Source organism: Streptomyces sp. NPDC006339 (assembly GCF_040612775.1).
Taxonomy (GTDB): Bacteria; Actinomycetota; Actinomycetes; order Streptomycetales; family Streptomycetaceae; genus Streptomyces.
In genome coordinates, this window is sequence record NZ_JBEXQW010000012.1 from 104278 (window position 1) to 129530 (window position 25253).

A 25253-nucleotide genomic window follows, 5' to 3' on the forward strand; every position below is an offset into this window, starting at 1 on the left:
AGGCAGTCGGCCTCAGCTCACGGGCTTCGCGTAGTGGAGGTCCACTGTGCCCGAGTAGCCGGGAAGAGTCACCGCCCGGTGCTCGTCCACTTTCCAGCCGAGGCCGTATGCCTTCACGTAGAGCTGGTAGTTCTGGATGGCGGGGGAGTCGGCGAGGGCCCGGGTCAGCCGGTCGCGGTCACCGACGGCGGTGATTCTGTAGGGCGGCGAGTAGACGCGGCCCTGGAGGATCAGGGTGTTGCCGACGCAGCGCACGGCGCTGGTGGAGATGAGGCGCTGGTCCATGACCCGGATGCCCTGGGCGCCGCCCTGCCACAGGGCGTTGACGACGGCCTGGAGGTCCTGCTGGTGGATGACCAGGTCGTTGGCCTGCGGCTCGGGGTAGCCGGGGGCGGCCTGGGCGTTCGGCGGGGCGTCGTTGAGGGTGACGGTGAGGCCGGGGCCGCGGGCCTCGGTGGTGCCGGCGGCCGCCTCCAGGGCGCGCAGCCGCTCGTCCTGGGCCCGGGTGGAGCCGTCGTCGCGGGCGGCGAGGGCGTCGACCTGGCGGCGCAGGGCGGCGGTGGTCTCGTCGAGGCCGGCGTTCTTGTGGCTGCGCTCCTCGATCAGGTCGGAGAGCCTGAGCAGGGAGGCGTCGGTGCGCAGGTTGGTGCCCTTGGCGGTGTTGAAACTCGTGACGAAGATGAGTCCGGCGAGGGCGAACACGGCAGCGGTGAGGGCCCGGACCGGGCGCCACCCGAGGCGTCGGCCCGGCTGTGCGGGAGTGTCGGCGGAATTGCTCAACGTACCCTGATCCCCTTCGGTGCCGCGGAAGCACTACGCTAACGGACGCCCGGGGGACGCAGCGGTCCTCTACGTCACATCCCGGCGCCAGCCACAGTTCCCTGCGCGGTCACGCAGCGCATCGACAGGAGAGTCCCTCGTGCCGAAGTCACGGATCCGCAAGAAGGCCGACTACACGCCGCCGCCCGCCGCGAAGCAGGCCGCGTCCATCAAGCTGACGAACCGTAGCTGGGTGGCACCGGTGATGCTGGCGTTGTTCGCCATCGGGCTGGTGTGGATCGTGGTCTTCTACGTCACCGACGGCACGCTGCCGGTCAAGTCCCTCAGCAACTGGAACATCGTGGTGGGCTTCGGCTTCATCGCCGCCGGCTTCGGTGTCTCCACCCAGTGGAAGTGACCCGTCAAGCTCTGCCCTGAGTTATCCACAGTGTTGTGCACAGCACTGGATAACTTAAGAAGATCTGTGGATAACTCTCGCGAGGTTGACGCCGGTACGACCGCGAGTTCGCGGGGACAGCCCCGCACCGCCCTTCGCCCCTGACACGAAATGCCTGGTCAGAGGCGGAGGGCGTGGTCATGTCCCGACCAGCGTGGCCATCCCGCCACGCACTGTGGATAACTCTGGGGAAAGCTTCCCTCAGAGCTCGTCCACAGCACTCACCGCTCAGGTGAGCGCGGCGGTGCGGCCGAGCACCATCCCCAGGTCGACCAGGAGCAGCAGGCCGCCCACCCCGTACTGCACCAGCTCCCGCCGGGCCCGGGGCGCGTGCACCAGCCCGTACGTGAGGACGGCGCCGGCGACGAGGCCGCCGATGTGCGCCTCCCAGGAGACACCCGGCCGGGCGAAGGTGAACACCAGCGAGATCGCGACGAAGAGCATGACCGGCCGCATGTCGTAGCGCCGGCGCCTGGCGAGCACCACCCAGGAGCCGATCAGGCCGTAGACGATGCCCGAGGCACCGAGCGACGCCTGGTTCGGGGCGTCCAGGAGATAGACGAGCGCGGAGCCGGAGAGCCCGGACAGCAGGCACAGCGCGGCGTAGCGGACCCGGCCGAGCTCCGGCTCCACGATCCCGCCGATGAGCCACAGACCGAGCATGTTGAAGACGAAGTGCGCGACCTCCTGATGGAGGAAGGCCGAGGTGATCAGCCGGTACCACTCGCCGTCCGCGACGCCCACGACCTGGCCGAGCACCGGGTTGTAGGCGTACCCGATCATGACCAGCTCGCCCACGAAGCGCTCGCCGGCCACCTGGACCGCGATGAACAGGGCGAGGTTGACCGCGATGAGGATCTTGGTGACGAACCGCTCGTCCGCCGCCACCCGGCCGCCCGCGAGCGTCCTCGGCTGGTTGGCGTCCGGGGCGTGGCCGGTGCCGGAGCCGTTCCGCACGCAGTCCGGGCACTGGAAGCCGACGGACGCGGACACCATGCAGTCCGGGCAGATCGGCTTCTCGCAGCGGGTGCAGCGGATGCCGGTCTCGACGTCCGGGTGTCGGTAGCAGTGCATCAGGGTCCTTCCGAGGGCGGTCGTCGGGAACGGGTCAGCACGTCGCCCCGCCCTCCTGACGGACGGGCGGGGCGCGAAGGTTCCCGGAACCCCGCGGGTCAGCGGCTCTCGATGACGACGGTCTCGAGGACGATGTCCTCGACCGGGCGCGTGGTGCTCGGGTTGGTCTCGACGGCGGCGATGGCGTCCACGACCTTCTTGCTCGCCTCGCCGACGACCTCGCCGAAGATCGTGTGCTTGCGGTTGAGCCAGGTCGTCGCGCCGACCGTGATGAAGAACTGCGAGCCGTTGGTGCCGGGGCCGGCGTTGGCCATCGCGAGCAGATACGGCTTGTCGAAGAAGAGCTCGGGGTGGAACTCGTCGGCGAACTGGTAGCCCGGGCCGCCCGTGCCGTCCGCCAGCGGGTCGCCGCCCTGGATCATGAAGTCCTTGATCACCCGGTGGAAGACCGTGCCGTCGTAGAGCGGCGCCGTGGAGACCTCGCCGGTCGCCGGGTGGGTCCACTCGCGCTCGCCGCGGGCGAGTTCCACGAAGTTCCTGACCGTCTTGGGAGCGTGGAACGGCAGCAGCCGAATCTCGATGTCGCCCTGGCTGGTCTTCAGAGTCGCGTAAAGCTGCTCGGCCACGATCCGCCCTTCTCACACCTCGTACCGGCGCGCTCGCGCCCGTGGTCCGATCCTCGCATGCCCCGGATGCCCGCCCCACATGCCGGAGCACGGTCCGGCAGGCATGATTCCGAAAAGGATGGAAAGGCGAAAACCCGACATCGCCACCGAGGAGGAGGAATCCCGTGACCCGCATGGACAGCGTGCGCGCCGCGACAGGTTCGGCGAAGGAGAGCGTCCTGCACGCCGCGGAAGTGGTGGCGCCGTACGCCGGCACGGCCAAGGACCAGGCCGCCCTCTATGCGCACGAAGCGCGCGTCAAACTTGCTCCCACCGTATCGAAGGCCGCTCGGCAGGCCCGTGTTCAGGCCCGTCAGGCCCGTGTTCTGGCACGCATGCAGTACGACAGTCATGTCGCACCGCGCGTACCGCCGCGGGTCGACGAGGCCGCGCATCGTGCGGCGGCCGTGACCCGCAAGGCCGCCCGTCAGGCGACCGTCTACACCGTTCCGCGTGTCGAGCACGCGGTCGCCGCGACCGGTCCCGTCCTGGAGGAGGCCGGGTCGCGTTCGACTGCCGCCTGGGCCGCGCTGCGCGGTCAGGTGACGCCGAAGGACGTACGGAAGATCGTGAGGATGCACCGGCGTCGGGCCAGGGCCGGACGCCTCGCCAAGGGACTCGCGGTCCTCGGCCTGCTGGCCGGCGGCGCGTTCGCCGCCTGGAAGTGGTGGGACAAGCAGGCCAACCCCGACTGGCTGGTCGAGCCGCCCGCTCCCACCGAGGTGGACGACAGGACGGCGCATGCGTCGGTCGTCGACGACGGATCGTCTCTCGATCCCGAGGTGGCGGCCAAGGAGGCCGAGGCCGGGACGGAGGCGGAGGGCACGGACCGCGACGAAGAGCGTCGCTGATCACCGGCCGGTCGACGGACGGACTGCTCCGGGGTGACGGCGAGGGGCGCGGCGGAGAATCCGCCGCGCCCTACGCGGCGTGAGCGGCCGGAACGGCGGCCGGCGCGGCCTGAGCGGCCGCCGTGCCCGCGGGGGCCGGCGTGCCGGCGGTGGCGAGGGCGGCACCCGCCAGGTCGAAGGCGTCGGCCGGGACCGCCTCGGTCGAGGCGTCGGCGCGCAGGTGGCGGACGGAGGGGGAGGAGCCGTGCGCCTCGGCGCGGATGCGCTGCTTGATGGTGGGCGGCAGGGCACGGCCCCGCGCGGTGTGCCACGGTTGGGCCGCCCGTTGTGCCGGTACGGAGGCCAGGGCGCGCGCCTGCTTCGTCGTGGGGGCGGACGCGGGCGTGGCGGCCGGCTCCTCGCCCTGCTGGAGGGCGGTGCGCTGGGCGGCGGTGGCGGGGCTCGCCAGGCCGAGGGAGGCGAGCAGGGCGAAGAGGACGGAGACGAAGGCGGTCCAGAACTGCTTGACCTTGGCGGTGGCCATGACCCCTCACTTTCGTGATGTCGAGGTTCGAGACGAGTCGGGCGTTCTCGGATGGTTCATTTCGGATTGCGCGCTTTTCGTACCTTCCTCATGATGAGGAAGCGCGTCCGCGATCCGTGGAGCGACGCCGTCGCCGCGCAGTTCTTCCGATGAACACCACTCGTCCGGCTCAGTGCGCCCCGGCCGGTTCCGCGGCCCGCCCGCCCGGCTCGCCCGGCTCGCCCGCCGGTCCGTACGGGGCCCGGGAGCGCTCGGCCCAGCGCACCGCCGGTTTCGTGGCGAAGCCCGCCACCACGAAGATCCCGCCCAGGACCAGCCAGCCCGCCACGCCCCAGCCGATCAGCAGCGTGGTGACGAGAAGCGGTCCCAGCGTCCTGGCGATCGGCACGCCCGTGCCGTAGAAGCCCTGGTACTGGCCGATCCGGTCGGCCGGCGCGAGGGAGAAGCCGATCTGCCACGACCCGGCGGAGTGGCGCATCTCGGCGATCACCTGGAGGACGGCGCCGAGGACGAGCACCGCGACCGTCGGCCAGGGCCCGAAGCCGGCCGCCGTCACCGCGAACACCGCGCACGACGCCAGCATGACGAGGCTGGAGCGGCCCACCGCCCGGGTGGCCTCGCCGAGCCCGGTCACCGAGCGCGCGGCCCGCACCTGAAAGAGCATCACCGCGCCGGTGTTGAGGACGAAGAGCGCCGAGACCGTCCAGCCGGGTGCCGAGGTCCGCTCCACGATCCACAGCGGCAGGGCCAGGCTGAGCAGGGGCAGCCGGAGCAGCAGCAGCGCGTTGAGGAGGGTGAGCACCGCGTACGGGCGGTCCCGCAGCACCACGAGCCGCGGCTCGCCGCCGGCCCCGGCCGGGGTGCCCGGCAGCGCCGGGAGCCGGTGCAGCACCAGGGCGCAGACGAGGAAGCCGGCCGCGTCGAGGGCGAAGACCGCGAGGTAGGCGCCGCGGGTCCCGGCGCTCAGGGCGAGGCCGCCGAGCGCGGCGCCGACGGCGAGGCCGGCGTTGAGCGTGGCCTGGATCCGGGCCAGCATCCCGACCCGGGCGGCCGGCTCGACCAGACCCGCGAGGAGGGCCTGGCGGGCCGCGGCGAGGCCGCTCTGAGCCGTGGCGTACACGACGGCGGCCAGCAGGAAGGGCAGGAAGGAGCGGATCAGGAGGAAGGAGGCGACGGCCGCCGCGGTGGCCAGGGCGAGGAGCACGGCGCTGCCGCGCGGCCCGCGCCGGTCGGCCAGGTGCCCGAGCGGCACCCCGGCGAGCGAGCCGATCCCCCAGGCCACGGCGAGTCCGGCCCCGATCTGCGGGGCGGACAGGCCGACGATCCGGGAGAAGTAGAGCGCCGAGGTCACATAGAAGGCGCCGTCGCCGATCGCGTTGCTGAGCTGGGCCGCCAGCAGCGCTCGCTGGGTCCGTGTGGGGCCGCCGGTCTTCGTCGTCTTCGCCATGGACACGACGCTACGGCCGGGTGGCCCACTGATCCTGGTCCATTCCAGCCCCGTACGGCTGGGCCACTTCCCCACCCGTACGAAAAAGCTCCCCGCCCCGCGTTACCGCAGGTCAGGGAGCTTTTTTCCGGAGTGGAGCCTAGGGGAGTCGAACCCCTGACATCTGCCATGCAAAGACAGCGCTCTACCAACTGAGCTAAGGCCCCGGAACGACAACAGAGTACCGGGTCACCCCCCGTATTCCGCAAAAGGATTGGGACTCCCCGTGGGCGACCACGCTCCGTAAGATGCTGATCGGGGTTCGCAGTGGCGAACCCAAGGGATGGGGAGAAGTAGTAATGGATACAGCGCAGCAGGAAGCCACGGCCAGAGCCCGAGAGCTTCAGCGCAGTTGGTACGGGGAGCCGTTGGGGGCGCTCTTCCGCCGGCTGATCGACGATCTCGGACTGAATCAGGCCCGGCTCGCGGCCGTGCTCGGCCTGTCGGCGCCCATGCTGTCGCAGCTCATGAGCGGCCAGCGGGCCAAGATCGGCAATCCCGCTGTCGTCCAGCGTGTCCAGGCCCTGCAGGAGCTCGCCGGCCAGGTCGCCGACGGCAGCGTCAGCGCGGCCGAGGCAACCGACCGGATGGACGAGATCAAGAAGTCCCAGGGCGGCTCCGTCCTCACCTCCGGCAGCACGGCCACCGCCACCAGCGGCGCGCCCACCGTGCGCCGCGTGGTCCGGGAGATCCAGTCCCTGCTGCGCTCCGTGGCCGCGGCGGGCGACATCATCGAGGCGGCCGACTCGCTCGCGCCCGCGCACCCGGAACTGGCAGAGTTCCTCCGGGTGTACGGCGCGGGACGCACCGCGGACGCGGTGGCCCACTACGAGTCGCACCAGAACTGACGCCGGTACGGCATCATCCGAGACGGTACGGGGAGCGGGCGCAGCGCGATGGGTGAGGTCTTCGCTGGGCGGTACGAGCTGATCGATCCGATCGGCCGCGGTGGGGTCGGCGCGGTGTGGCGTGCCTGGGACCACCGGCGCCGCCGCTATGTGGCGGCGAAGGTGCTCCAGCAGAGCGACGCCCACACCCTGCTGCGCTTCGTCCGCGAGCAGGCGCTCAGGATCGACCACCCGCACGTCCTCGCCCCGGCCAGTTGGGCCGCGGACGACGACAAGGTCCTCTTCACCATGGACCTCGTGGCGGGCGGCTCGCTGGCGCACGTCATCGGGGACTACGGCGCGCTGCCGCCCCGCTTCGTGTGCACCCTGCTCGACCAACTGCTGTCCGGACTGACCGCGGTGCACGCGGAGGGGGTCGTGCACCGCGACATCAAGCCGGCCAACATCCTGCTCGAAGTGACCGGGACCGGACGGCCGCATCTGCGGCTGTCCGACTTCGGCATCTCGATGCGCAAGGGCGAGCCCCGGCTCACCGAGACCAACTACGTGGTGGGCACGCCCGGTTATTTCGCGCCCGAGCAACTGATGGGCGCCGAGCCGGACTTCACCGCGGACCTGTTCGCGGTCGGCCTGGTCGCGCTCTATCTGCTCCAGGGCCGCAGGCCGGACTCCCAGGCCCTCGTGGACCACTTCATGATGTACGGCACGCCGAGCGCCCCCCGGGGGATCTCCGAGCCTCTGTGGCAGGTGATCGCCGGGCTGCTGCAGCCCGACCCTCAGGCCCGCTTCAAGACGGCCACGGGCGCGCGAAAGGCGCTGAACGCGGCGGCGGAGCTGCTGCCCGAGCCCGGCCCCGCCGAGGAGCCGGTCGAGATCCGCGACCAGATCGGCCCGCTGCCGGCCGGCTTCGGCCCGAACGGCCCCGAGCCGGCGCAGCCCGGCCAGGCACCCCGGCAGGACCCTCAGCAGGACCGTCAGGACACGCCCCCGCACCTGCCGAACCCGTCCGAGACCGGCAGCTTCCATCTGCCGCCGCCGCCCCGGACGCCCACCCGGCCCGTGGCCGTCCCGCCGGCCCCGGCCTACGGCCCGGCCCCGTCGCCGCTCGCCTCGCCGGCCGGGCACGCTCAGCCCGGACCCGCTCAGCTCGGGACTCCCCCGGCCGGGGCCCCGGCCACGCCCCCCGTACAGCCGTCCGCGCACTCCCCCGCCTCCTTCGCCCAGGCCCCCACGGCCGCGGCGCCGTACGAGCAGGTCTCCACTCGTTCATACACCGCTCAGGCCGCATCGGTTCCCGCGCGCCGGCCGGGACCGCCCGCGAAGGTCGCGGTCCCGGTGCTGGTCGTGGCGCTCGTCTGCTACGCCGTGGGGATCTGGGCGCTCATCCAGGCGTAGGCCCGGCGCCCGCCGCCCGCCGGGCCAGCAGCCACCAGGCGCCCAGGCCCAGGACGAGGACCGTGCCGGCGCCGATCCCGGCCACGCCGACGACCCGCAGCGTGCCGCTCCTGGCCGCCTGCGGGCCGCTCTGGCCGGTGGCGGCCGCGTCCCGGTCGTCCTCGGTCACCGTGAAGGGCCCGGGATCGCCGTCGTACGGCGGTGCGGGCTTGGGCTGCCCGGTGACGTTCACCCGCAGGGTCAGCGGCAGGGGCTTGTCCCCGTACGCCTTGGCGATCTCGGGGCTGAGCGTGGCCGACAGGTAGTACCAGCCGGCGAACCGCAGGCCGTTGGTGGCGTCGTCCGAGGCGAAGCGGTTCTCGAAGGCCACGGGCCGCTCCGGGTCGAACGCCAGGGTCGACGGATCGCCGTCGTAGCTCAGGTCCCGGCTGGCGACGTAGCCGCGGGCCGGATTCATCAGGGACAGCGTGAGCGCGTTGCTGACGAAGGTGTCGGCGACGGGGCTGCTGCCCAGCTCGGCGGTGGCGAAGATCTGCTGGCCCCAGTCGACCGGGACCCGGTAGTACACCGTCTGGCCCGGCTTGATGTCGGTGCGCCACTCGCCCTGGCGCACCGAGGCCGCGTCGTGGAACCCGCCGCCTCCGTCCCGCCGTTGCGGCCCGCCCGTGGGCGGCTGGGGCGTGCCCGAGGCCCAGTTCTCCGGCAGCGCCGTCGGGCCCGTCTTCTTCACGCCCGGCTCGGTCAGGTAGCGGATCTCCAGCTCCCAGTCCGCGCTGTCGTCCTGGGAGGTGCGCTCCACGAGGACGTAGTACGCGCCGGCCTGCCGGCAGGTGGAGGAGTCCGGGTCGATCGTGCGGTGGGTGTACGCGGCGAGCGGCCGGGTGAAGCCGGAGCCGCCGAAGTTCACCGACTGGTAGCCGCAGTCGGTGCCGGAGCCGTCCTGCATGCTCACCTTGAGACCGTCGCTGTAGCCGGCCTTGGCAGCGGTCCTGGGGACGGCCACGACCGACACGTAGGCGTTCTGCTTCTCGTCGAGGTCGACGCGGTAGTAGAGCTTGCCGTTCTTCTGGATGGTGTCCCGGTAGCTCTGGCCGGCCTTCAGCCGCTCGGCGTCCAGATTGGAGACGGCGCCCTTCACCCGCTGGGCCGCGCCGTCGAAGGTGTAGCCGCCGCCCTCACCGGCCGCCCACGCGCCGCCCGGCAGCGCGAGCGCCGCGCACATCGCCGCGGCCAGCACCCCCGCCGTACGTCCGGTGGATCCCCGTTGCCTCTTCACGCGCTTCTCCTCGTCCCGTCCGTGCGCGCCCATCCTGCCCGCTCGCCCGACCGAGACCCTACAAATTTGCGACAGCAAGCAATTCATTGGCATTCGCGAACAGGCCGCAACAGAGTGAGGCCCCGGCCGCTCACCGCGGCCGGGGCCTCACTCACTGACGCTCTTCGTCTCACACACCCGAACCTGCGGGCACGGAGTCGGTCGCCTCCGTCCACAGATCCTGCTCGGCGCGATCCGCCTGGATCTGGCGGTACACGAGGAGCCCGCCGATGGCGGCCAGTGCGACCAGGAGAAGCTTCTTCACCGCGCGACCTCGTCTTTCGTTGACGTAGGAGACTTCTGACGCCCACTCTACACACCGGCCGATACCGATCGGTGACCTAGGCCGCCAACGCGTCCCGCAAAGCAATCGGCCCGGACGGGTGAACCGTCCGGGCCGATCTTCGATGTGGGGCTAACAGGATTTGAACCTGTGGCCTCATCCTTATCAGGGATGCGCTCTAACCAACTGAGCTATAGCCCCGCCGCGCTTTGCGGTGTGTGTCCCGCGCGCTGACTCCTGAAGATTAGCGCACGTGGGGGCCAGTCCCAAAATCGGTTCCGGGACGGCCCCCGGGCAGGTCGCCTCGCAGGTCACTCGTCCTCGGCGAGGGTGAGCTCCACACCGCCCACGAAGCCGGCCGACAGGTTGTAGATGAACGCGCCCAGCGTGGCCAGGGCGGTCATCAGGACCACGTCGATCACCGCGATGACCGAGGTGAACATCAGCACCCGCGGCAGCGACAGGAAGGACTGCAGGTCGAAGCCGTTGGACTCGTTGGAGCCGGTGGCCTCGCTGATCGTGCCGCCGACGGTCGAGAAGACACCCATGGCGTCCATGACCATCCACAGCACCGCCGCGGCCACCACGGTGCAGATGCCGAGCGCGATGGAGAGCAGGAAGCTCATCTTCATCACCGACCACGGATCGGCCTTGGCGACCCGCAGCCGTGCCTTGCGCGTGCGCGGGGTGGTGCGTGCTCCCGTGCGCGGCTTGCGCGAGGCCGCGGTGGCCGGGCCGCCCGTGGGCACGCCCTGGGCCGGAGTGCCCTGCGCCGGCGTGCCGTATGCCTGCGGCGGGCGGTAGGGCCCGCTCTGCGGCTGCGTCCCCGCGCGCTCTCCGGGCAGCGGCCCGTTGTACGCCTCGTACGAGGGCCCCTGCCCCCGAGTGTCCGTCACCGTAACCCCCTGGGAGTCCGTGGCGGAGCCACGGGCACCGCTCGATCCTGCGGACCGGCCGTCGGCCGAACCGGCGCCCGTGGCTCCACTCACGCTCTACTCCTCGTGCTCCCCGGTCGCGGGCTCCGTGCCCTCGACCGCCTCGGCCGTCTCCACAACCTCACCCGCGTCGGCCGCGTCCTCGACGTCATCGTCCTCGGCGCCGGCCTCGGCGTTGCGGGCGATGCCGACGACGGCGTCACGCTTGCCCAGGTTGATCAGCTGGACGCCCATGGTGTCACGGCCGGTCTCCCTGACTTCGTTGACTCGCGTACGAATCACACCACCGGACAGCGTGATGGCGAGGATCTCGTCGGTCTCCTCGACCACCAGCGCGCCCACGAGCGAGCCGCGGTCCTCCACGATCTTGGCGGCCTTGATGCCGAGGCCGCCACGACCCTGGACGCGGTACTCGTCGACCGGGGTGCGCTTGGCGTAGCCACCGTCGGTCGCGGTGAAGACGAACGTACCCGGCCGGACGACATTCATCGAGAGCAGCTCGTCGTCCTCGCGGAAACTCATCCCCTTGACGCCGGAGGTCGCGCGGCCCATGGGGCGCAGCGCGTCGTCCGAGGCGGTGAAGCGGATCGACTGCGCCTTGCGGCTGATGAGCAGCAGGTCGTCGTCGGCGGAGACCAGCTCCGCGCCGATCAGCTCGTCGTCGCTGCCGTCCTCCCGCTCGCGCAGGTTGATGGCGATGACACCGCCCGAGCGCGGGGAGTCGTAGTCCTTCAGGGCGGTCTTCTTCACCAGACCGGCCTTGGTGGCGAGCACCAGGTACGGCGCGGCCTCGTAGTCGCGGATCGCGAGGATCTCGGCGATCTGCTCGTCCGGCTGGAAGGCCAGCAGGTTGGCCACGTGCTGGCCGCGGGCGTCCCGGCCGGCGTCCGGCAGCTCGTACGCCTTGGCCCGGTAGACCCGGCCCTTGTTGGTGAAGAAGAGCAGCCAGTTGTGGGTGGTGGTCACGAAGAAGTGGTCGACGATGTCGTCCTGCTTCAGCTTCGTGCCGCGCACGCCCTTGCCGCCGCGCTTCTGGGAGCGGTAGTCCTCGGTCTTCGTGCGCTTCACATAGCCGCCACGCGTGATGGTGACGACGATGTCCTCCTCGGCGATCAGGTCCTCGATGGACATGTCGCCGTCGAAGGGCACGAGCTGGCTGCGGCGGTCGTCGCCGTACTTGTCGACCAACGCCGTGAGCTCGTCGCTGACGATCCCCCGCTGCTTCTCGGGCGAGGCCAGGATCGCGTTGTACTCGTTGATCTTCGCCTGGAGCTCGTCGTGCTCCGCGACGATCTTCTGGCGCTCCAGGGCGGCGAGCCGGCGGAGCTGCATCTCGAGGATGGCGTTGGCCTGGATCTCGTCGATCTGGAGCAGGCCCATCAGGCCCTCGCGGGCGACGTCGACCGTGTCGCTGCGCCGGATGAGGGCGATGACCTCGTCGATCGCGTCGAGCGCCTTGAGCAGACCGCGCAGGATGTGGGCGCGCTCCTCGGCCTTGCGCAGCCGGAACTTCGTCCGGCGCACGATGACCTCGATCTGGTGCGTCACCCAGTGGCGGATGAACGCGTCGATCGAGAGGGTGCGCGGCACGCCGTCGACGAGCGCCAGCATGTTGGCGCCGAAGTTCGTCTGCAGGTCGGTGTGCTTGTACAGGTTGTTGAGGACGACCTTGGCGACCGCGTCCCGCTTGAGCACGATGACCAGGCGCTGGCCGGTGCGCGAGGAGGTCTCGTCGCGGACGTCGGCGATGCCGCCGATCTTGCCGTCCTTCACCAGGTCGGCGATCTTCTGCGCGAGGTTGTCCGGGTTGACCTGGTAGGGCAGCTCGGTGACCACCAGGCACTGGCGGTTCTGGATCTCCTCGACCTCGACGACCGCGCGCATGGTGATGGAGCCGCGGCCGGTGCGGTACGCCTCCTCGATGCCCTTGCGGCCGACGACGAGCGCGCCGGTGGGGAAGTCGGGGCCCTTGATGCGCTCGATGAGCGCGTCGAGGAGCTCCTCGTGGGTGGCCTCGGGGTGCTCCAGGTACCACTGGGCGCCGGCGGCGACCTCGCGCAGGTTGTGCGGCGGGATGTTGGTCGCCATGCCGACCGCGATGCCGGCGGAGCCGTTGATCAGCAGGTTCGGGAAGCGGGACGGCAGGACGGTCGGCTCCTGGGAGCGGCCGTCGTAGTTGTCCGTGAAGTCGACGGTCTCCTCGTCGATGTCGCGGACCATCTCCATCGACAGCGGCGCCATCTTGCACTCGGTGTAGCGCATGGCGGCCGCCGGGTCGTTGCCCGGGGAGCCGAAGTTGCCGTTGGAGTCGACCAGCGGCATCCGCATGGCCCAGGGCTGGGCGAGGCGGACGAGCGCGTCGTAGATCGAGGTGTCGCCGTGCGGGTGGTAGTTGCCCATGACGTCGCCGACGACGCGGGCGCACTTGTAGAAGCCCTTCTCGGGCCGGTAGCCGCCGTCGTACATCGCGTACAGCACGCGGCGGTGCACCGGCTTGAGGCCGTCACGGACGTCGGGCAGAGCGCGCGACACGATGACGGACATCGCGTAGTCGAGGTACGAGCGCTGCATCTCGGTCTCGAGCCCCACGGGCTCGACGCGCATGCCCACGCCGGGAACCGTCGGCTCCTCTTCGGGCATCACAGGGGTGTTCTCGTCGGCCATTGCCGGTCTTCAGTCCTTTCGTACGGTCAGATGAGGCCGACTCAGATGTCGAGGAAGCGGACGTCCTTGGCGTTGCGCTGGATGAACGAGCGCCGAGCCTCGACGTCCTCACCCATCAGCACCGAGAACAGATCGTCGGCCTGTGCCGCGTCGTCGAGGGTGACCTGGCCGAGCACGCGGTGGTCCTGGTCCATGGTGGTGATGCGCAGCTCTTCGGCGTTCATCTCGCCGAGACCCTTGAAGCGCTGGATCGAGTCTTCCTTGATCCGCTTGCCGTTCTGCTTGCCCAGCTCGACCAGCGCGTCGCGCTCGCGGTCCGAGTAGGCGTACTCGAAGTCGTCCCGGCCCCACTTGATCTTGTACAGCGGGGGGCGGGAGAGGTAGACGTGCCCGGCCTCGACCAGCGGCCGCATGAAGCGGAAGAGGAAGGTCAGCAGCAGGGTGTTGATGTGCTGGCCGTCGACGTCGGCGTCCGCCATCAGGATGATCTTGTGATAGCGGAGCTTCTCGATGTCGAAGTCCTCGTGGACACCGGTGCCGAAGGCGGAGATCAGCGCCTGGACCTCGGTGTTCTGGAGGATCTTGTCGATCCGCGCCTTCTCGACGTTCAGGATCTTGCCGCGGATCGGCAGGATGGCCTGGTACATCGGGTTGCGGCCGGACTTGGCCGAGCCGCCGGCGGAGTCACCCTCGACGATGAAGATCTCGCACTTGGTGGGGTCGTTCGACTGGCAGTCGGAGAGCTTGCCCGGCAGGGACGCCGACTCCAGGAGACCCTTGCGGCGGGTCAGGTCGCGGGCCTTGCGGGCGGCCACGCGCGCGGTGGCGGCGGTGATGCCCTTGCGGATGATGTCCGCGGCCTCGTTGGGGTTGCGGTCGAACCAGTCGGTCAGGTTCTCGAAGACGACCTTCTGGACGAAGGTCTTCGCCTCGGTGTTGCCGAGCTTGGTCTTGGTCTGGCCCTCGAACTGCGGCTCGCCGATCTTGACCGAGATGATCGCGGTCAGACCCTCGCGGATGTCGTCGCCCGTGAGGTTGTCGTCCTTCTCGCGGAGCAGCTTCTTCTCGCGCGCGTACTTGTTGACGAGCGTCGTCAGCGCGGCGCGGAAGCCCTCCTCGTGGGTGCCGCCCTCGTGGGTGTGGATCGTGTTCGCGAACGAGTACACGCCCTCGCTGTACGAGGAGTTCCACTGCATCGCGATCTCGACCGAGAGCAGGCGCTCCTTGTCCTCGGCCTCGATGTCGATGACCGTGGGGTGGATCAGGTCGCCCTTGCGCGAGTTGAGGTACTTCACGAAGTCGACGATGCCGCCCTCGTAGTGGTACTTCACGGTGCGCGCGGACGGCTCGGCGGCGGCCTCGGCGTCCGGGTCGTCGGCGCCGACGGTGGCCTTCGCGGACTCCCGCTCGTCGGTGAGCGTGATCGTCAGGCCCTTGTTGAGGAAGGCCATCTCCTGGAAGCGGCGCGAGAGCGTCTCGAAGGAGTACTCGGTCGTCTCGAAGATGTCCGGGTCGGCCCAGAACGTCACCGAGGTGCCGGTCTCGTCGGTCGCCTCGTGCTTCGCGAGGGGCGCGGTGGGGGCGCCCATCTTGTAGTCCTGCGTCCAGCGGTGGCCGTCGGTCTTGATCTCCACCGAGACCTTGGTGGAGAGCGCGTTGACGACGGAGACGCCCACGCCGTGCAGACCGCCGGAGACCGCGTAGCCGCCGCCGCCGAACTTGCCGCCCGCGTGGAGGACCGTCAGCACGACCTCGACGGCCGGCTTGCCCTCGGACTCGACGATGCCGACGGGGATGCCGCGGCCGTTGTCGACGACGCGGACGCCGCCGTCGGCCAGGATCGTCACGTCGATGGTGTCCGCGTGACCGGCCAGGGCCTCGTCGACCGAGTTGTCGACGACCTCCTGCACCATGTGGTGCAGACCGCGCTCTCCGGTCGAGCCGATGTACATGCCAGGGCGCTTACGCACCGCATCCAGACCCTCGAGGACCTGGATGTTGCTGGCGGTGTACTGGTTGTTCTCGTTGGGGTTGCCGGAATCGGCCACGAAGCGCCCTTTCTGGCACAGCACAAGCCGTTCTCCGGGCATACGGGAGCGGCTGCGTCGTTCGACATGTTCCGCAGGGTGGCGGGATTGTCTCCCAGTCTACCGGTACCACTGACACTCATGGGGGTTTGCCGGTACCTGAATGCTCATGTGCCGCCCTCGACGGGCGCGAGACGACTCCCCATATCCGGGGAGGGGCTCCAGACGCCCCTGACGGCCACCTAGCGCTTCGGGCGGTGACCCGTAGTGGGCACGCGCCCCGCGCGGGGGTCCCGCGCCCGTCCCGTACCGCTACCCGTAGGTATCTCCGGGGCCCACGGACCCCGGCGCCCGCAGTGGCCCGTACCCCCGCCGGGGCCCGCCGGGACCGAGGACCTTGATCATCCGGACCGTGCCGTGGCCCAGGTCCTCGTTGAGGCGCGCGACCAGGCGGGGCGCGAGCAGCCGGAGCTGGGTCGCCCACGCCGTGGAGTCGCACTGCACGGTGAGCACCCGCTCCTCCGGGTCCTCGTCGTACTTCAGCGGGACGCAGTGCTTGGCGAGGTCCTCGCCCACGATCTGCGGCCAGCGCCCCATGACCCCGCCGACCGCCGCGGGCGTCTCCCAGCCCCGCTCGGTGATCAGCCGGTTGATCGCGGCGCCGAGCGCCATCGGGTCGCGCCCGTCGGCGCGCGCGCCGGAGCGCAGGCCGCCGCCGCGCCGGGCCTGCTTCTTCTGCTGGGCCGCCGCGCCCCGCGCCTTCGCCTGCTCCTTGGCGGCGCGCAGCGCGACGCGGGCCAGGTCGACGCCGGAGGGCTCGGGGGCCGTCGGCGCCGCGGACTTGTCCACAGGCTGTGGGGAAGTTTCGCCGTTCCTCGCCGTCATGCCTGCACCGGCCTTTCCACCGTGCCGCCGCCCACCAGGTACCGCGCGCCCGCGAGCACGCCCGGGACGTCGTCGTCGACCGCCGCCGTGACCAGGACCTGCTCGCCCGGCGCCACCAGTTCCGCGAGCCGCTCGCGCCGGCGCGCGTCCAGCTCGGCGAAGACGTCGTCGAGGATCAGGACCGGCTCGTTGCCCTCGGCGCGCAGCAGGTCGTACGAGGCGAGCCGCAGCGCCAGGGCGTAGGACCAGGACTCGCCATGGCTCGCGTAGCCCTTGGCCGGCAGGTCGCCGAGCTTGAGGAGCAGGTCGTCGCGGTGCGGTCCGACCAGCGTGACGCCCCGCTCGATCTCCTGCTTGCGTACGTCGGCGAGCGCGGCGATCAACTGCCCGTACAGCTCCTCGCGGGTGTGCCCGGAGCCGGGTGCGGAGGGCTTGTACTCCAGCAGGACCGGTCCGCCGGCGGGGGCCAGTTGCTCGTACGCCTTGTCGGCGAGCGGGCGGAGCGTGTCGATGAGGTCCAGCCGCTGGGCGAGGAGCTCGGCACCGGCCCGGGCCAGGTGCTGGTCCCACACGTCCAGGGTGGACAGGTCCAGGGAACGGCCGCCGTGCCGCCGGGCCATGGCCGCGGACTTCAGGAGCGTGTTGCGCTGCTTGAGCACCCGCTCGTAGTCCGAGCGCACGCCCGCCATGCGCGGCGCGCGCGCCGTGATCAGCTCGTCGAGGAAGCGCCGGCGCTCGCCGGGGTCGCCCTTGATGAGCGCCAGGTCCTCGGGCGCGAACAGCACGGTGCGTACGATCCCCAGCACATCACGCGGCCTGACCTGCGAGGACCTGTTGATACGGGCCCGGTTGGCGCGGCCCGGGTTGAGTTCGAGCTCGACCAACTGGGAGCGCTCGCCCTGGGTGACGGCGGCCCGGATGATCGCCCGCTCCGCGCCCATGCGCACCAGCGGGGCGTCGGAGGCGACGCGGTGGCTGCCGAGGGTGGCGAGATAGCCGACCGCCTCGACGAGATTGGTCTTGCCCTGGCCGTTCGGCCCCACGAACGCGGTGACGCCCGGATCGAGCGGGACCTCGACCCGGGCGTAGGAGCGGAAGTCGGCCAGCGACAGATGCGTGACGTGCATGGTGGGCGCCGACCTTCCCCCGGCGGGCTGTGCACCGCCGGGTGCACAGCCTGTGGATTACTTCTTCGTCTCGACCGCGTGACCGCCGAACTGGTTGCGCAGCGCGGCGATCATCTTCATCTGCGGCGAGTCGTCCTGACGCGACGCGAACCGCGCGAACAGCGACGCGGTGATCGCCGGCAGCGGTACGGCGTTGTCGATGGCGGCCTCGACGGTCCACCGGCCCTCGCCGGAGTCCGACGCGTAGCCGCGCAGCTTCTCCAGGTGCTCGTCCTCGTCGAGGGCGTTGACCGCGAGGTCGAGCAGCCACGAGCGGATGACGGTGCCCTCCTGCCAGGAGCGGAAGACCTCTCGGACGTCGGTGACGGAGTCGACCTTCTCCAGGAGCTCCCAGCCCTCGGCGTATGCCTGCATCATCGCGTACTCAATGCCGTTGTGGACCATCTTCGCGAAGTGGCCCGCGCCGACCTTGCCCGCGTGGACGGAGCCGTAGGGGCCCTCGGGCTTGAGCGCGTCGAAGATCGGCTGGACGCGGGCCACGTTCTCGGCGTCGCCGCCGTACATCAGCGCGTAGCCGTTCTCCAGGCCCCAGACGCCGCCGGAGACGCCGCAGTCGACGAAGCCGATGCCCTTGGCGGCGAGCTCCTCGGCGTGCTTCTCGTCGTCGGTCCAGCGGGAGTTGCCGCCGTCCACCACGATGTCGCCGGGGGAGAGCAGGTTCGCCAGCTCGTCGATGGTGGACTGGGTCGCGGCACCGGCCGGGACCATGACCCACACGACGCGCGGACCCTTGAGCTTGCCCACAAGCTCTTCGAGGCTGTGGACATCGGCGAGGTCCGGGTTGCGGTCGTATCCGATGACGGTGTGGCCTGCGCGGCGGATGCGCTCACGCATGTTGCCGCCCATCTTGCCGAGACCGACGAGACCGAGCTCCATCAGAGATTCCTTAAGCGTCGTGTGCGGTTTACCCGGGTCCGAGCCTACGCCCGGCCCCGGGTGCACACCTGTGGGGTCAGCCGCTCAGGCGTACCGGCATGATCAGGTACTTGTAAGCCTCGTCGGCCTCCGCGTCGACCGCCGGCCTGCCGCTCAGGAGGGCGGGCTTGGTGGAGGTCGTGAAGGACAACTGGGCGACCGGGGAGTCGATCGCGCTCAGGCCGTCCAGGAGGAAGGTCGGGTTGAAGGCGATCGAGATGTCGTCGCCGTCGAGCTGCGCGTCGACCCGCTCCACAGCCTGTGCGTCGTCGCTGGAGCCGGCCTCCAGGATGAGCACGCCCTGCTCGAAGCTGAGCCGGACCGGGGTGTTGCGCTCGGCCACGAGGGCCACGCGCTTGACGGCCTCCACGAAGGGGGCGGTCTCGATCACCGCGATCGAGTTGAACTCGGTCGGGAAGAGCGTCCGGTACTTCGGCAGGTCGCCCTCGAGCAGGCGGGTGGTGGTGCGGCGGCCCGCGCCCTCGAAGCCGATCAGGCCCTCGCCCTTGCCGGAGCCGGAGAGCGCCAGGGTCACGGTGTCGCCGCTGGTCAGGGCCTTGGCCGTGTCCAGGAGCGTCTTGGCGGGCACCAGGGCGACGGCGGAGGCGTCCGGAGACTCCGGCTTCCACAGGAACTCGCGGACGGCGAAGCGGTAGCGGTCGGTGGAGGCCAGGGTGACCGTGTCGCCCTCGATCTCGATGCGCACACCGGTGAGGACGGGCAGCGTGTCGTCACGGCCGGCGGCGATGGCCACCTGGGCGGCGGCGGCCGCGAAGACCTCACCGGGGACGGTGCCGGTCGCGGTGGGCATCTCCGGCAGCGCCGGGTACTCCTCCACGGGCAGCGTGTGGAGGGTGAAGCGGGAGGAGCCGCAGACCACGGTCGCCCGTACACCGTCGGTGGAGATCTCCACCGGGCGGTTGGGCAGGGCGCGGCAGATGTCGGCGAGCAGGCGGCCGGAGACCAGGACCGTGCCGTCCTCCTCGACCTCCGCCTCGACGGAGACCCGCGCCGAGACCTCGTAGTCGAAGCTGGAGAAGCTCAGCGCGCCGTCCTCGGCCTTCAGCAGAAGGCCCGCGAGTACGGGCGCCGGCGGACGGGCCGGAAGGCTGCGGGCCACCCACGCCACCGCCTCCGCGAGTACATCGCGCTCCACCCGGATCTTCACCGGAACCGCCTCCTGCTTGTTGCTGGCTCTTCGTCGACTGCGGGAACCAGTCTGACGTACGCCACCGACACTCGGTGCGGCTCGGGGTCAAGTCGGGTCGAGAGCTCGACGAAGCTCCGGCGCCGAGTTGTGCACAGGTCCCACTTCGAAGCAGATTCCGGGCTAACTATGAGTGGGAGTAGTAGTAGGGCCTGTGGAAACCGTGGATAACGCCATCCACGCAGGTCAGACCCAGTTTTTTGTCCACCGACCCTGTGCACGGCACCGGTGGACAACCGGGGTGTTCTGTGGACACGCGAAAGTTCTGCACACCCGATTCACAGGCCATGGGGAGTTCTCCCCAGTGCTGTCCCCAGCTTTCCCCCGGTTCCCCACAGCCCAAACGTCTCCCTTGGTGTGACGGCTTTCACTCGGGCCAGTGAGCGGGGGTGTTTCGTTGCCGAACAGTGGACAGCGCTGTGGAGAAGCTGTGGGCAACCGACCCCTGCCTGTGGGTTGCCGGTGGACAACCGAGCGGAGCTCCTGTGGACGGAATTTTTGTCCACAGGCTGTGGAGATCGGTTGCCAACAATTCCACACCCCTCTGAGCTGGAGCGATGGGCTGTCACCCGCCCTGCCTGTGGATGCGATCCGGATAACTCCGCAGTCCCCACCCTGTGGACGGGAGATCATCCCCCAATCTGTGGAGAACCCGCCACCGGAACGGAGTAATCGAACAGCGGCCGCGAGGGGCCGGTGGCCCGGGAACGCCGAAGGGCGCCCCGGAAGGTCTCCCGGAGCGCCCTCGGAGGGTCGCGGACGGCGTTCTCAGCCGTTCTTGATGCGGTTGGTCAGCTCGGTGACCTGGTTGTAGATGGAGCGCCGCTCGGCCATCAGGGCGCGGATCTTGCGGTCCGCGTGCATGACCGTGGTGTGGTCGCGGCCGCCGAACTGCGCGCCGATCTTCGGCAGCGACAGATCCGTGAGCTCCCGGCACAGGTACATGGCGATCTGGCGGGCCGTGACCAGGACCCGGCTGCGCGAGGAGCCGCACAGGTCCTCCACCGTCAGACCGAAGTAATCGGCCGTCGACGCCATGATCGCGCCGGCGGTGATCTCCGGAGCCGCGTCCTCGCCGCCCGGGATCAGGTCCTTGAGGACGATCTCGGTGAGCCCGAGGTCCACCGGCTGCCGGTTGAGGCTCGCGAAGGCGGTCACCCGGATCAGGGCGCCCTCCAGCTCGCGGATGTTCCGCGAGATGCGGGAGGCGATGAACTCCAGCACCTCCGGCGGGGCGTTGAGCTGCTCCTGGACCGCCTTCTTGCGGAGGATCGCGATGCGCGTCTCCAGCTCGGGCGGCTGCACATCGGTGGTCAGGCCCCACTCGAAGCGGTTGCGGAGCCGGTCCTCCAGGGTCACGAGCTGCCGGGGCGGCCGGTCCGAGGAGAGCACGATCTGCTTGTTGGCGTTGTGGAGCGTGTTGAAGGTGTGGAAGAACTCCTCCTGCGTCGACTCCTTGCTCGCGAGGAACTGGATGTCGTCGACGAGCAGGATGTCCACATCGCGGTAGCGCTTGCGGAAGGCGTCGCCCTTGCCGTCGCGGATCGAGTTGATGAACTCGTTGGTGAACTCCTCCGAGCTCACGTACCGCACCCGGGTGCCGGGGTAGAGGCTCCGCGCGTAGTGCCCGATGGCGTGCAGCAGGTGGGTCTTGCCGAGCCCCGACTCCCCGTAGATGAAGAGCGGGTTGTACGCCTTCGCCGGCGCCTCGGCGACCGCGACGGCGGCCGCGTGCGCGAAGCGGTTCGAGGAACCGATGACGAAGGTGTCGAATAGGTAGCGGGGGTTCAGCCGCGCGTGCTGCTCGCCGGGTGCGCCGGACCCGGCGCCCTGTCCGGACGAGGAACCGCCCATGCCCGGGCCGCCGCCGACGCCCGGCCGCGGCCCATGGCCGGCGCCCGGCCCTCCGTGACCCGGGCCGCCATGGGCGGGTCCACCGTGACCCGGACCGCCGGAGCCCTCCGGCTCGGACCGGTCGGCACGCTCGGGGCGCTGCTGCTCGTACGGGGAGCGGTCGTCGTACCGCGGCTGCTGGGGCTGCTGCGGGCGGGCCGTCGCGTACGGATCACGCTCCTGGAAGCCGCCGAGCCGCTGCTGCTGCCAGGTGATCTCCTCCTGGGCGCGCGGCCAGACGCCCGGGTCGGGGCGCTGCTGCTGGTACTCGGGGTAGGCGGGCCGGGCGGTCGGCAGACCGTCGTCCGGCAGCGGACGCCCGTAGTCGTCGTACTTCTCGTACGGCTTCTCGTATCCGTCGTACTTCCCGTACGGCTGCTGCGCGGGCCGGGCCTGCGGCGCGGGCGGGGAGGGCTCGCCGACGGAGTCGTCCACGGTGATCGCGATCCGGATCGGCCGGCCGCAGGCGCGGGTGAGGGCCTCGCTGATCAGAGGGGCGAGGCGGCCTTCGAGGACCTGCTTGCCGTACTCGTTGGGGACCGCGAGCAGCGCGGTGTCGGCCACCAGTGCGAGTGGCTGGCAGCGCTCGATCCACTGCTTGTCCTTGGGCTCGATGCCCTGGCCTTCGCCGAGGAGCTGTTCCAGCACGCGCGGCCACACTGCGGCAAGATCGGCAGGTACGTCAGCCACGGGGCACGCTTCCTCGCAGGTCCCACGAATGTGTGGTTCTCGGGACGGTGGGTCGAAGTCCGTAAGGACAGGTAAGGACAGAACGGAAAAAGATTGCGGAGTCCAGCCACGGTAGTCGGGGCGGCTGACGTGGTTCAAGTTGTTGTCCACAGCCTGTGCACAATGGGGGGTGACGACAGGTCGGTTTGACCGGATGGCGTAGCCGCGCGTACCGTAACCAGGTCGAGTTGTCGATGGCTGCTGCCGCCTGCCTCCGATGGGCAAAGATCACCATAGGTGATCACGAAGCGGTGCACTCGGGCGTATTGCGAGCTACTCGTGGGCGCACGGTGACAGCCAGGCGATGTCCCGCCACCACCCGAATCATTTCTGGAGCCCCCGAGTGAGCAAGCGCACCTTCCAGCCGAACAACCGTCGTCGCGCGAAGACCCACGGCTTCCGCCTGCGCATGCGTACCCGTGCCGGCCGAGCCATCCTGGCCGCCCGTCGTGGCAAGGGTCGCGCCCGCCTGTCCGCCTGATCCGCGTACAGGTCATGACGTGCTGCCTACCGAGAATCGGCTGAGGCGGCGCGAGGACTTCGCGACCGCGGTACGCAGAGGACGCCGGGCCGGACGCCCGCTCCTCGTCGTCCATCTACGCAGCGGTGCAACGGACCCGCACGCGCCTGGGGAGAGCGCTCCCCCGACGCGTGCGGGTTTCGTCGTGAGCAAGGCCGTAGGCGGCGCGGTCGTCCGCAACCAGGTGAAGCGTCGTCTGCGCCATCTCATGCGCGAGCGGCTCACCGAGCTGCCCCCCGGTAGCCTGGTGGTCGTACGGGCGTTGCCCGGAGCCGGTGACGCCGACCACGCCCACCTGGCCCGAGACCTGGACGCCGCTCTCCAGCGGTTGCTGGGAGGGGGCACGCGATGAAGTACCCGCTGCTGGCTCTCATCAAGTTGTACCAGTGGACGATCAGCCCTCTCCTGGGCCCTGTCTGCCGGTACTACCCGTCGTGTTCCCACTACGGATTCACGGCCATCGACCGGCATGGCGCGATCAAGGGCACGGCCCTCACCGCCTGGCGCATCCTGCGGTGCAATCCGTGGTCGCCCGGAGGCGTGGACCATGTGCCCGCGCGCAAGCGGCCGCGCTGGCACGAGATGCTCAGGAACGCGCTGCGCGGCGACAAGGGCGGGATCTCCGTCGAGACGAGCCCGGCCGCAGAGACCTCGCCCAATGCTCAAGGAGCCTGATTAGTGGACACGATTGCCAGTCTGTTCGCATTCATCACCACGCCCGTCTCATGGGTGATCGTCCAGTTCCACAAGCTGTACGGGGCGATCTTCGGCCCTGACACGGGCTGGGCCTGGGGCCTGTCGATCGTGTCCCTCGTGGTGCTGATCCGCATCTGCCTGATCCCGCTCTTCGTGAAGCAGATCAAGGCGACCCGGAACATGCAGGCGCTCCAGCCGAAGATGAAGGCGATCCAGGAGCGCTACAAGAGCGACAAGCAGCGTCAGTCCGAAGAGATGATGAAGCTGTACAAGGAGACGGGCACCAACCCGCTCTCCTCGTGCCTTCCCATCCTGGCCCAGTCGCCGTTCTTCTTCGCGCTGTACCACGTGCTGAGCAAGATCGCCGAGGGCGAGCGGATCGGCGCCCTGAACCAGCAGCTCGTCGACAGCGCGCGTGAGGCGCACATCTTCGGCGCCCCGATCGCGGCGAAGTTCATGGACTCGCCGGACAAGGTCGAGGCCCTCAACGCCTCGCTGACGGATGTGCGCATCGTCACCGCCGTCATGATCATCCTGATGTCGGCCTCGCAGTTCTTCACCCAGCGCCAACTGATGATGAAGAACGTCGACCTCACGGTGAAGACCCCGTACATGCAGCAGCAGAAGATGCTCATGTACATCTTCCCGGTGATCTTCGCCGTCATGGGCATCAACTTCCCCGTCGGTGTCCTCGTCTACTGGCTGACCACCAACGTGTGGACCATGGGCCAGCAGATGTACGTGATCAACCAGAACCCGACGCCGGGCAGCAAGGCCCAGGACGCCTACCTGCAGCGCCTGCTCAAGAGCGTCACCCACCACGGTGAGGTCCGCGGCCGCGGCCGCAAGCGGGTCGTCAAGGCCATCGTCGCCAAGGGCTCGGACCGCAACGAGAACGAGCGCCGCTTCTTCGCGGGCCTGGCCAAGGCCGGTTTCGCCGCCCAGGCCGACGGCACCGTGGTCAAGAGCGACACCGTCTCCGTCGAGGCGGAGGGCGGTGCCGGCACCCGGCGCCAGCAGCCCAAGCGCCAGACCAAGGCACAGCGCCAGGCCGCCGCGGCCCAGCAGGCGGCGCAGGCGAAGGAGGCCGAGGACTCGGCTTCGTCCGCCGAGGACCGGACCGAGGACAAGGCCGCCGCTCCGTCGCTGGAGAAGGAGCCGAAGCCGCCGGCCAAGGGCAGCACCAAGGCCAGTGCCCAGGAAGCGGCCGACAAGCCGGCGCGGCCGAGCCGGGCCAACTCCGGCGGCGGCCGCCAGGGCAAGACCGGCCAGCGCAAGGGTCAGCAGCGGCCCAAGCACCCCTCCTCCAAGAAGTAAGCCTCCACGAAGCAAGAAGGAGTCCATCCGTGACGGAAGGCACCACCTCCGCCGCCGAGGGTGGCGACACCCTGACCCGCCTGGAGCAGGAGGGTGAGATCGCGGCCGACTACCTCGAGGGCCTGCTCGACATCGCCGATCTCGACGGTGACATCGACATGGACGTCGAGGCGGACCGGGCGTCGGTCTCGATCATCAGCGACTCCAGCAGCCGCGACCTGCAGAAGCTCGTCGGCCGCGACGGTGAGGTGCTGGAGGCCCTTCAGGAGCTGACCCGGCTCGCCGTGCACCGCGAGACCGGCGACCGCAGCCGGCTGATGCTCGACATCGCGGGCTTCCGGGCGAAGAAGCGCTCCGAGCTCGCCCAGTTGGGTGCCCAGGCCGCGGACGAGGTCAAGACCTCCGGCAAGCCGGTCAAGCTGGACCCGATGACGCCGTTCGAGCGGAAGGTCGTGCACGACGCGGTCGCCGCCGCCGGTCTGCGCAGCGAGTCCGAGGGCGAGGAGCCGCAGCGCTTCGTCGTCGTGCTTCCCGCCTGAGCCCTCTCGTAGAGTCGGCCCCGTCTGTTCGCAGGCGGGGCCGAACTTTGTCAGCCTGATAGTCAGCCACCACAGTGCGCTCG

General features: G+C 70.1%; 24 protein-coding genes and 2 tRNA genes. 9 read left to right on the forward strand and 17 right to left on the reverse strand.

What is annotated here, in order from left to right; translation table 11 throughout:
* Nucleotides 1-12 precede the first annotated feature (12 nt).
* Nucleotides 13-780 carry a DUF881 domain-containing protein gene (locus ABZ135_RS12325; RefSeq protein WP_356694606.1) on the reverse strand — a complete coding sequence of 256 codons (768 nt, stop codon included), beginning with the start codon at nucleotides 778-780 and terminating at the stop codon, nucleotides 13-15.
* A gap of 139 nt (nucleotides 781-919) precedes the next feature.
* Here ABZ135_RS12325 and crgA point away from each other — a divergent pair, with 139 nt between their 5' ends.
* On the forward strand, nucleotides 920-1177 hold the full coding sequence (gene crgA / locus ABZ135_RS12330; protein WP_345486916.1) for a cell division protein CrgA: 258 nt from the start codon (nucleotides 920-922) through the stop codon (nucleotides 1175-1177).
* Nucleotides 1178-1444: 267 nt separating this feature from the next.
* On the opposite strand, the gene ABZ135_RS12335 is transcribed toward crgA, so the two are convergent.
* Nucleotides 1445-2290 (reverse strand): rhomboid family intramembrane serine protease, encoded by an 846-nt coding sequence (locus tag ABZ135_RS12335; protein ID WP_356694608.1) that lies wholly within the window; start codon nucleotides 2288-2290, stop codon nucleotides 1445-1447.
* Nucleotides 2291-2388: 98 nt separating this feature from the next.
* Entirely contained in the window at nucleotides 2389-2916 is a 528-nt protein-coding gene (locus ABZ135_RS12340; RefSeq protein WP_356694610.1) for a peptidylprolyl isomerase, read from the reverse strand.
* Nucleotides 2917-3080: 164 nt separating this feature from the next.
* Between ABZ135_RS12340 and ABZ135_RS12345 the strand changes: the two genes are divergently transcribed.
* Entirely contained in the window at nucleotides 3081-3806 is a 726-nt protein-coding gene (locus ABZ135_RS12345; protein ID WP_356694612.1) for a DUF5324 family protein, read from the forward strand.
* 70 nt (nucleotides 3807-3876) lie between these two features.
* Here the strand turns inward: ABZ135_RS12345 and ABZ135_RS12350 are convergent, their stop codons facing one another.
* The 3 genes from ABZ135_RS12350 to ABZ135_RS12360 all read right to left on the reverse strand — a co-directional run bounded on the left by ABZ135_RS12350 (nucleotide 3877) and on the right by ABZ135_RS12360 (nucleotide 5982).
* On the reverse strand, nucleotides 3877-4329 hold the full coding sequence (locus ABZ135_RS12350; protein WP_356694614.1) for a DUF6344 domain-containing protein: 453 nt from the start codon (nucleotides 4327-4329) through the stop codon (nucleotides 3877-3879).
* 169 nt (nucleotides 4330-4498) lie between these two features.
* Nucleotides 4499-5776: an MFS transporter gene (locus tag ABZ135_RS12355; protein WP_356694616.1), complete on the reverse strand. Its 1278-nt coding sequence runs from the start codon at nucleotides 5774-5776 to the stop codon at nucleotides 4499-4501.
* Nucleotides 5777-5909: 133 nt separating this feature from the next.
* A tRNA-Ala gene (locus ABZ135_RS12360) sits at nucleotides 5910-5982 on the reverse strand.
* Between the two features lie 132 nt (nucleotides 5983-6114).
* Between ABZ135_RS12360 and ABZ135_RS12365 the strand changes: the two genes are divergently transcribed.
* Nucleotides 6115-6663, forward strand: coding sequence for a DNA-binding protein (locus ABZ135_RS12365; protein WP_356694618.1), 549 nt, complete (start codon nucleotides 6115-6117; stop codon nucleotides 6661-6663).
* 48 nt (nucleotides 6664-6711) lie between these two features.
* Nucleotides 6712-8058, forward strand: coding sequence for a serine/threonine-protein kinase (locus ABZ135_RS12370; protein ID WP_356694620.1), 1347 nt, complete (start codon nucleotides 6712-6714; stop codon nucleotides 8056-8058).
* Here the strand turns inward: ABZ135_RS12370 and ABZ135_RS12375 are convergent.
* The 11 genes from ABZ135_RS12375 to dnaA form a co-directional block, all read right to left on the reverse strand.
* Nucleotides 8045-9334, reverse strand: a complete 1290-nt coding sequence (locus ABZ135_RS12375) for a hypothetical protein (RefSeq protein WP_356694622.1) — start codon at nucleotides 9332-9334, stop codon at nucleotides 8045-8047. The two genes, ABZ135_RS12370 and ABZ135_RS12375, sit on opposite strands and share 14 nt — an antisense overlap.
* Before the next feature lie 169 nt (nucleotides 9335-9503).
* Nucleotides 9504-9638: a DLW-39 family protein gene (locus tag ABZ135_RS12380; RefSeq protein WP_003958712.1), complete on the reverse strand. Its 135-nt coding sequence runs from the start codon at nucleotides 9636-9638 to the stop codon at nucleotides 9504-9506.
* Between the two features lie 145 nt (nucleotides 9639-9783).
* Nucleotides 9784-9857: transfer RNA gene (locus tag ABZ135_RS12385), tRNA-Ile, on the reverse strand.
* Nucleotides 9858-9967: 110 nt separating this feature from the next.
* Entirely contained in the window at nucleotides 9968-10552 is a 585-nt protein-coding gene (locus ABZ135_RS12390; protein WP_356694624.1) for a DUF3566 domain-containing protein, read from the reverse strand.
* A 96-nt stretch (nucleotides 10553-10648) separates the two neighbouring features.
* Nucleotides 10649-13255: a DNA gyrase subunit A gene (gene gyrA / locus ABZ135_RS12395; protein WP_356694626.1), complete on the reverse strand. Its 2607-nt coding sequence runs from the start codon at nucleotides 13253-13255 to the stop codon at nucleotides 10649-10651.
* A 41-nt stretch (nucleotides 13256-13296) separates the two neighbouring features.
* Nucleotides 13297-15327, reverse strand: a complete 2031-nt coding sequence (gene gyrB / locus ABZ135_RS12400; protein WP_356694628.1) for a DNA topoisomerase (ATP-hydrolyzing) subunit B — start codon at nucleotides 15325-15327, stop codon at nucleotides 13297-13299.
* Between the two features lie 267 nt (nucleotides 15328-15594).
* Nucleotides 15595-16167 carry a DciA family protein gene (locus ABZ135_RS12405; RefSeq protein ID WP_356694630.1) on the reverse strand — a complete coding sequence of 191 codons (573 nt, stop codon included), beginning with the start codon at nucleotides 16165-16167 and terminating at the stop codon, nucleotides 15595-15597.
* Nucleotides 16164-17294, reverse strand: a complete 1131-nt coding sequence (recF, locus tag ABZ135_RS12410) for a DNA replication/repair protein RecF (protein ID WP_356694632.1) — start codon at nucleotides 17292-17294, stop codon at nucleotides 16164-16166. The genes ABZ135_RS12405 and recF overlap by 4 nt, the downstream gene beginning before the upstream one ends.
* Nucleotides 17295-17351: 57 nt before the next feature.
* A complete protein-coding gene (gene gnd, locus ABZ135_RS12415; protein ID WP_356694634.1) occupies nucleotides 17352-18230 on the reverse strand; it encodes a phosphogluconate dehydrogenase (NAD(+)-dependent, decarboxylating) in 879 nt (292 codons plus the stop codon).
* Nucleotides 18231-18306: 76 nt separating this feature from the next.
* On the reverse strand, nucleotides 18307-19437 hold the full coding sequence (gene dnaN / locus ABZ135_RS12420) for a DNA polymerase III subunit beta (RefSeq protein ID WP_356694636.1): 1131 nt from the start codon (nucleotides 19435-19437) through the stop codon (nucleotides 18307-18309).
* Between the two features lie 807 nt (nucleotides 19438-20244).
* On the reverse strand, nucleotides 20245-22059 hold the full coding sequence (dnaA, locus tag ABZ135_RS12425; protein ID WP_356694638.1) for a chromosomal replication initiator protein DnaA: 1815 nt from the start codon (nucleotides 22057-22059) through the stop codon (nucleotides 20245-20247).
* A 382-nt stretch (nucleotides 22060-22441) separates the two neighbouring features.
* On the opposite strand from dnaA, the gene rpmH reads away from it, so the two are divergent.
* The 5 genes from rpmH to ABZ135_RS12450 are packed head-to-tail and all read left to right on the forward strand — an operon-like array spanning nucleotide 22442 to nucleotide 25170.
* Nucleotides 22442-22579: a 50S ribosomal protein L34 gene (gene rpmH / locus ABZ135_RS12430; protein ID WP_125638610.1), complete on the forward strand. Its 138-nt coding sequence runs from the start codon at nucleotides 22442-22444 to the stop codon at nucleotides 22577-22579.
* Between the two features lie 19 nt (nucleotides 22580-22598).
* Nucleotides 22599-22970: a ribonuclease P protein component gene (gene rnpA, locus ABZ135_RS12435; RefSeq protein WP_356694641.1), complete on the forward strand. Its 372-nt coding sequence runs from the start codon at nucleotides 22599-22601 to the stop codon at nucleotides 22968-22970.
* The gene (yidD, locus tag ABZ135_RS12440) at nucleotides 22967-23293 is read left to right on the forward strand and encodes a membrane protein insertion efficiency factor YidD (RefSeq protein WP_356694643.1); all 327 of its coding nucleotides are present in this window, start codon (nucleotides 22967-22969) and stop codon (nucleotides 23291-23293) included. Before rnpA ends, yidD begins: the two co-directional genes overlap by 4 nt.
* Before the next feature lie 3 nt (nucleotides 23294-23296).
* Nucleotides 23297-24631 (forward strand): membrane protein insertase YidC, encoded by a 1335-nt coding sequence (yidC, locus tag ABZ135_RS12445; RefSeq protein ID WP_356694645.1) that lies wholly within the window; start codon nucleotides 23297-23299, stop codon nucleotides 24629-24631.
* Between the two features lie 29 nt (nucleotides 24632-24660).
* Nucleotides 24661-25170, forward strand: a complete 510-nt coding sequence (locus ABZ135_RS12450; protein WP_356694647.1) for a R3H domain-containing nucleic acid-binding protein — start codon at nucleotides 24661-24663, stop codon at nucleotides 25168-25170.
* Nucleotides 25171-25253 lie beyond the last annotated feature (83 nt).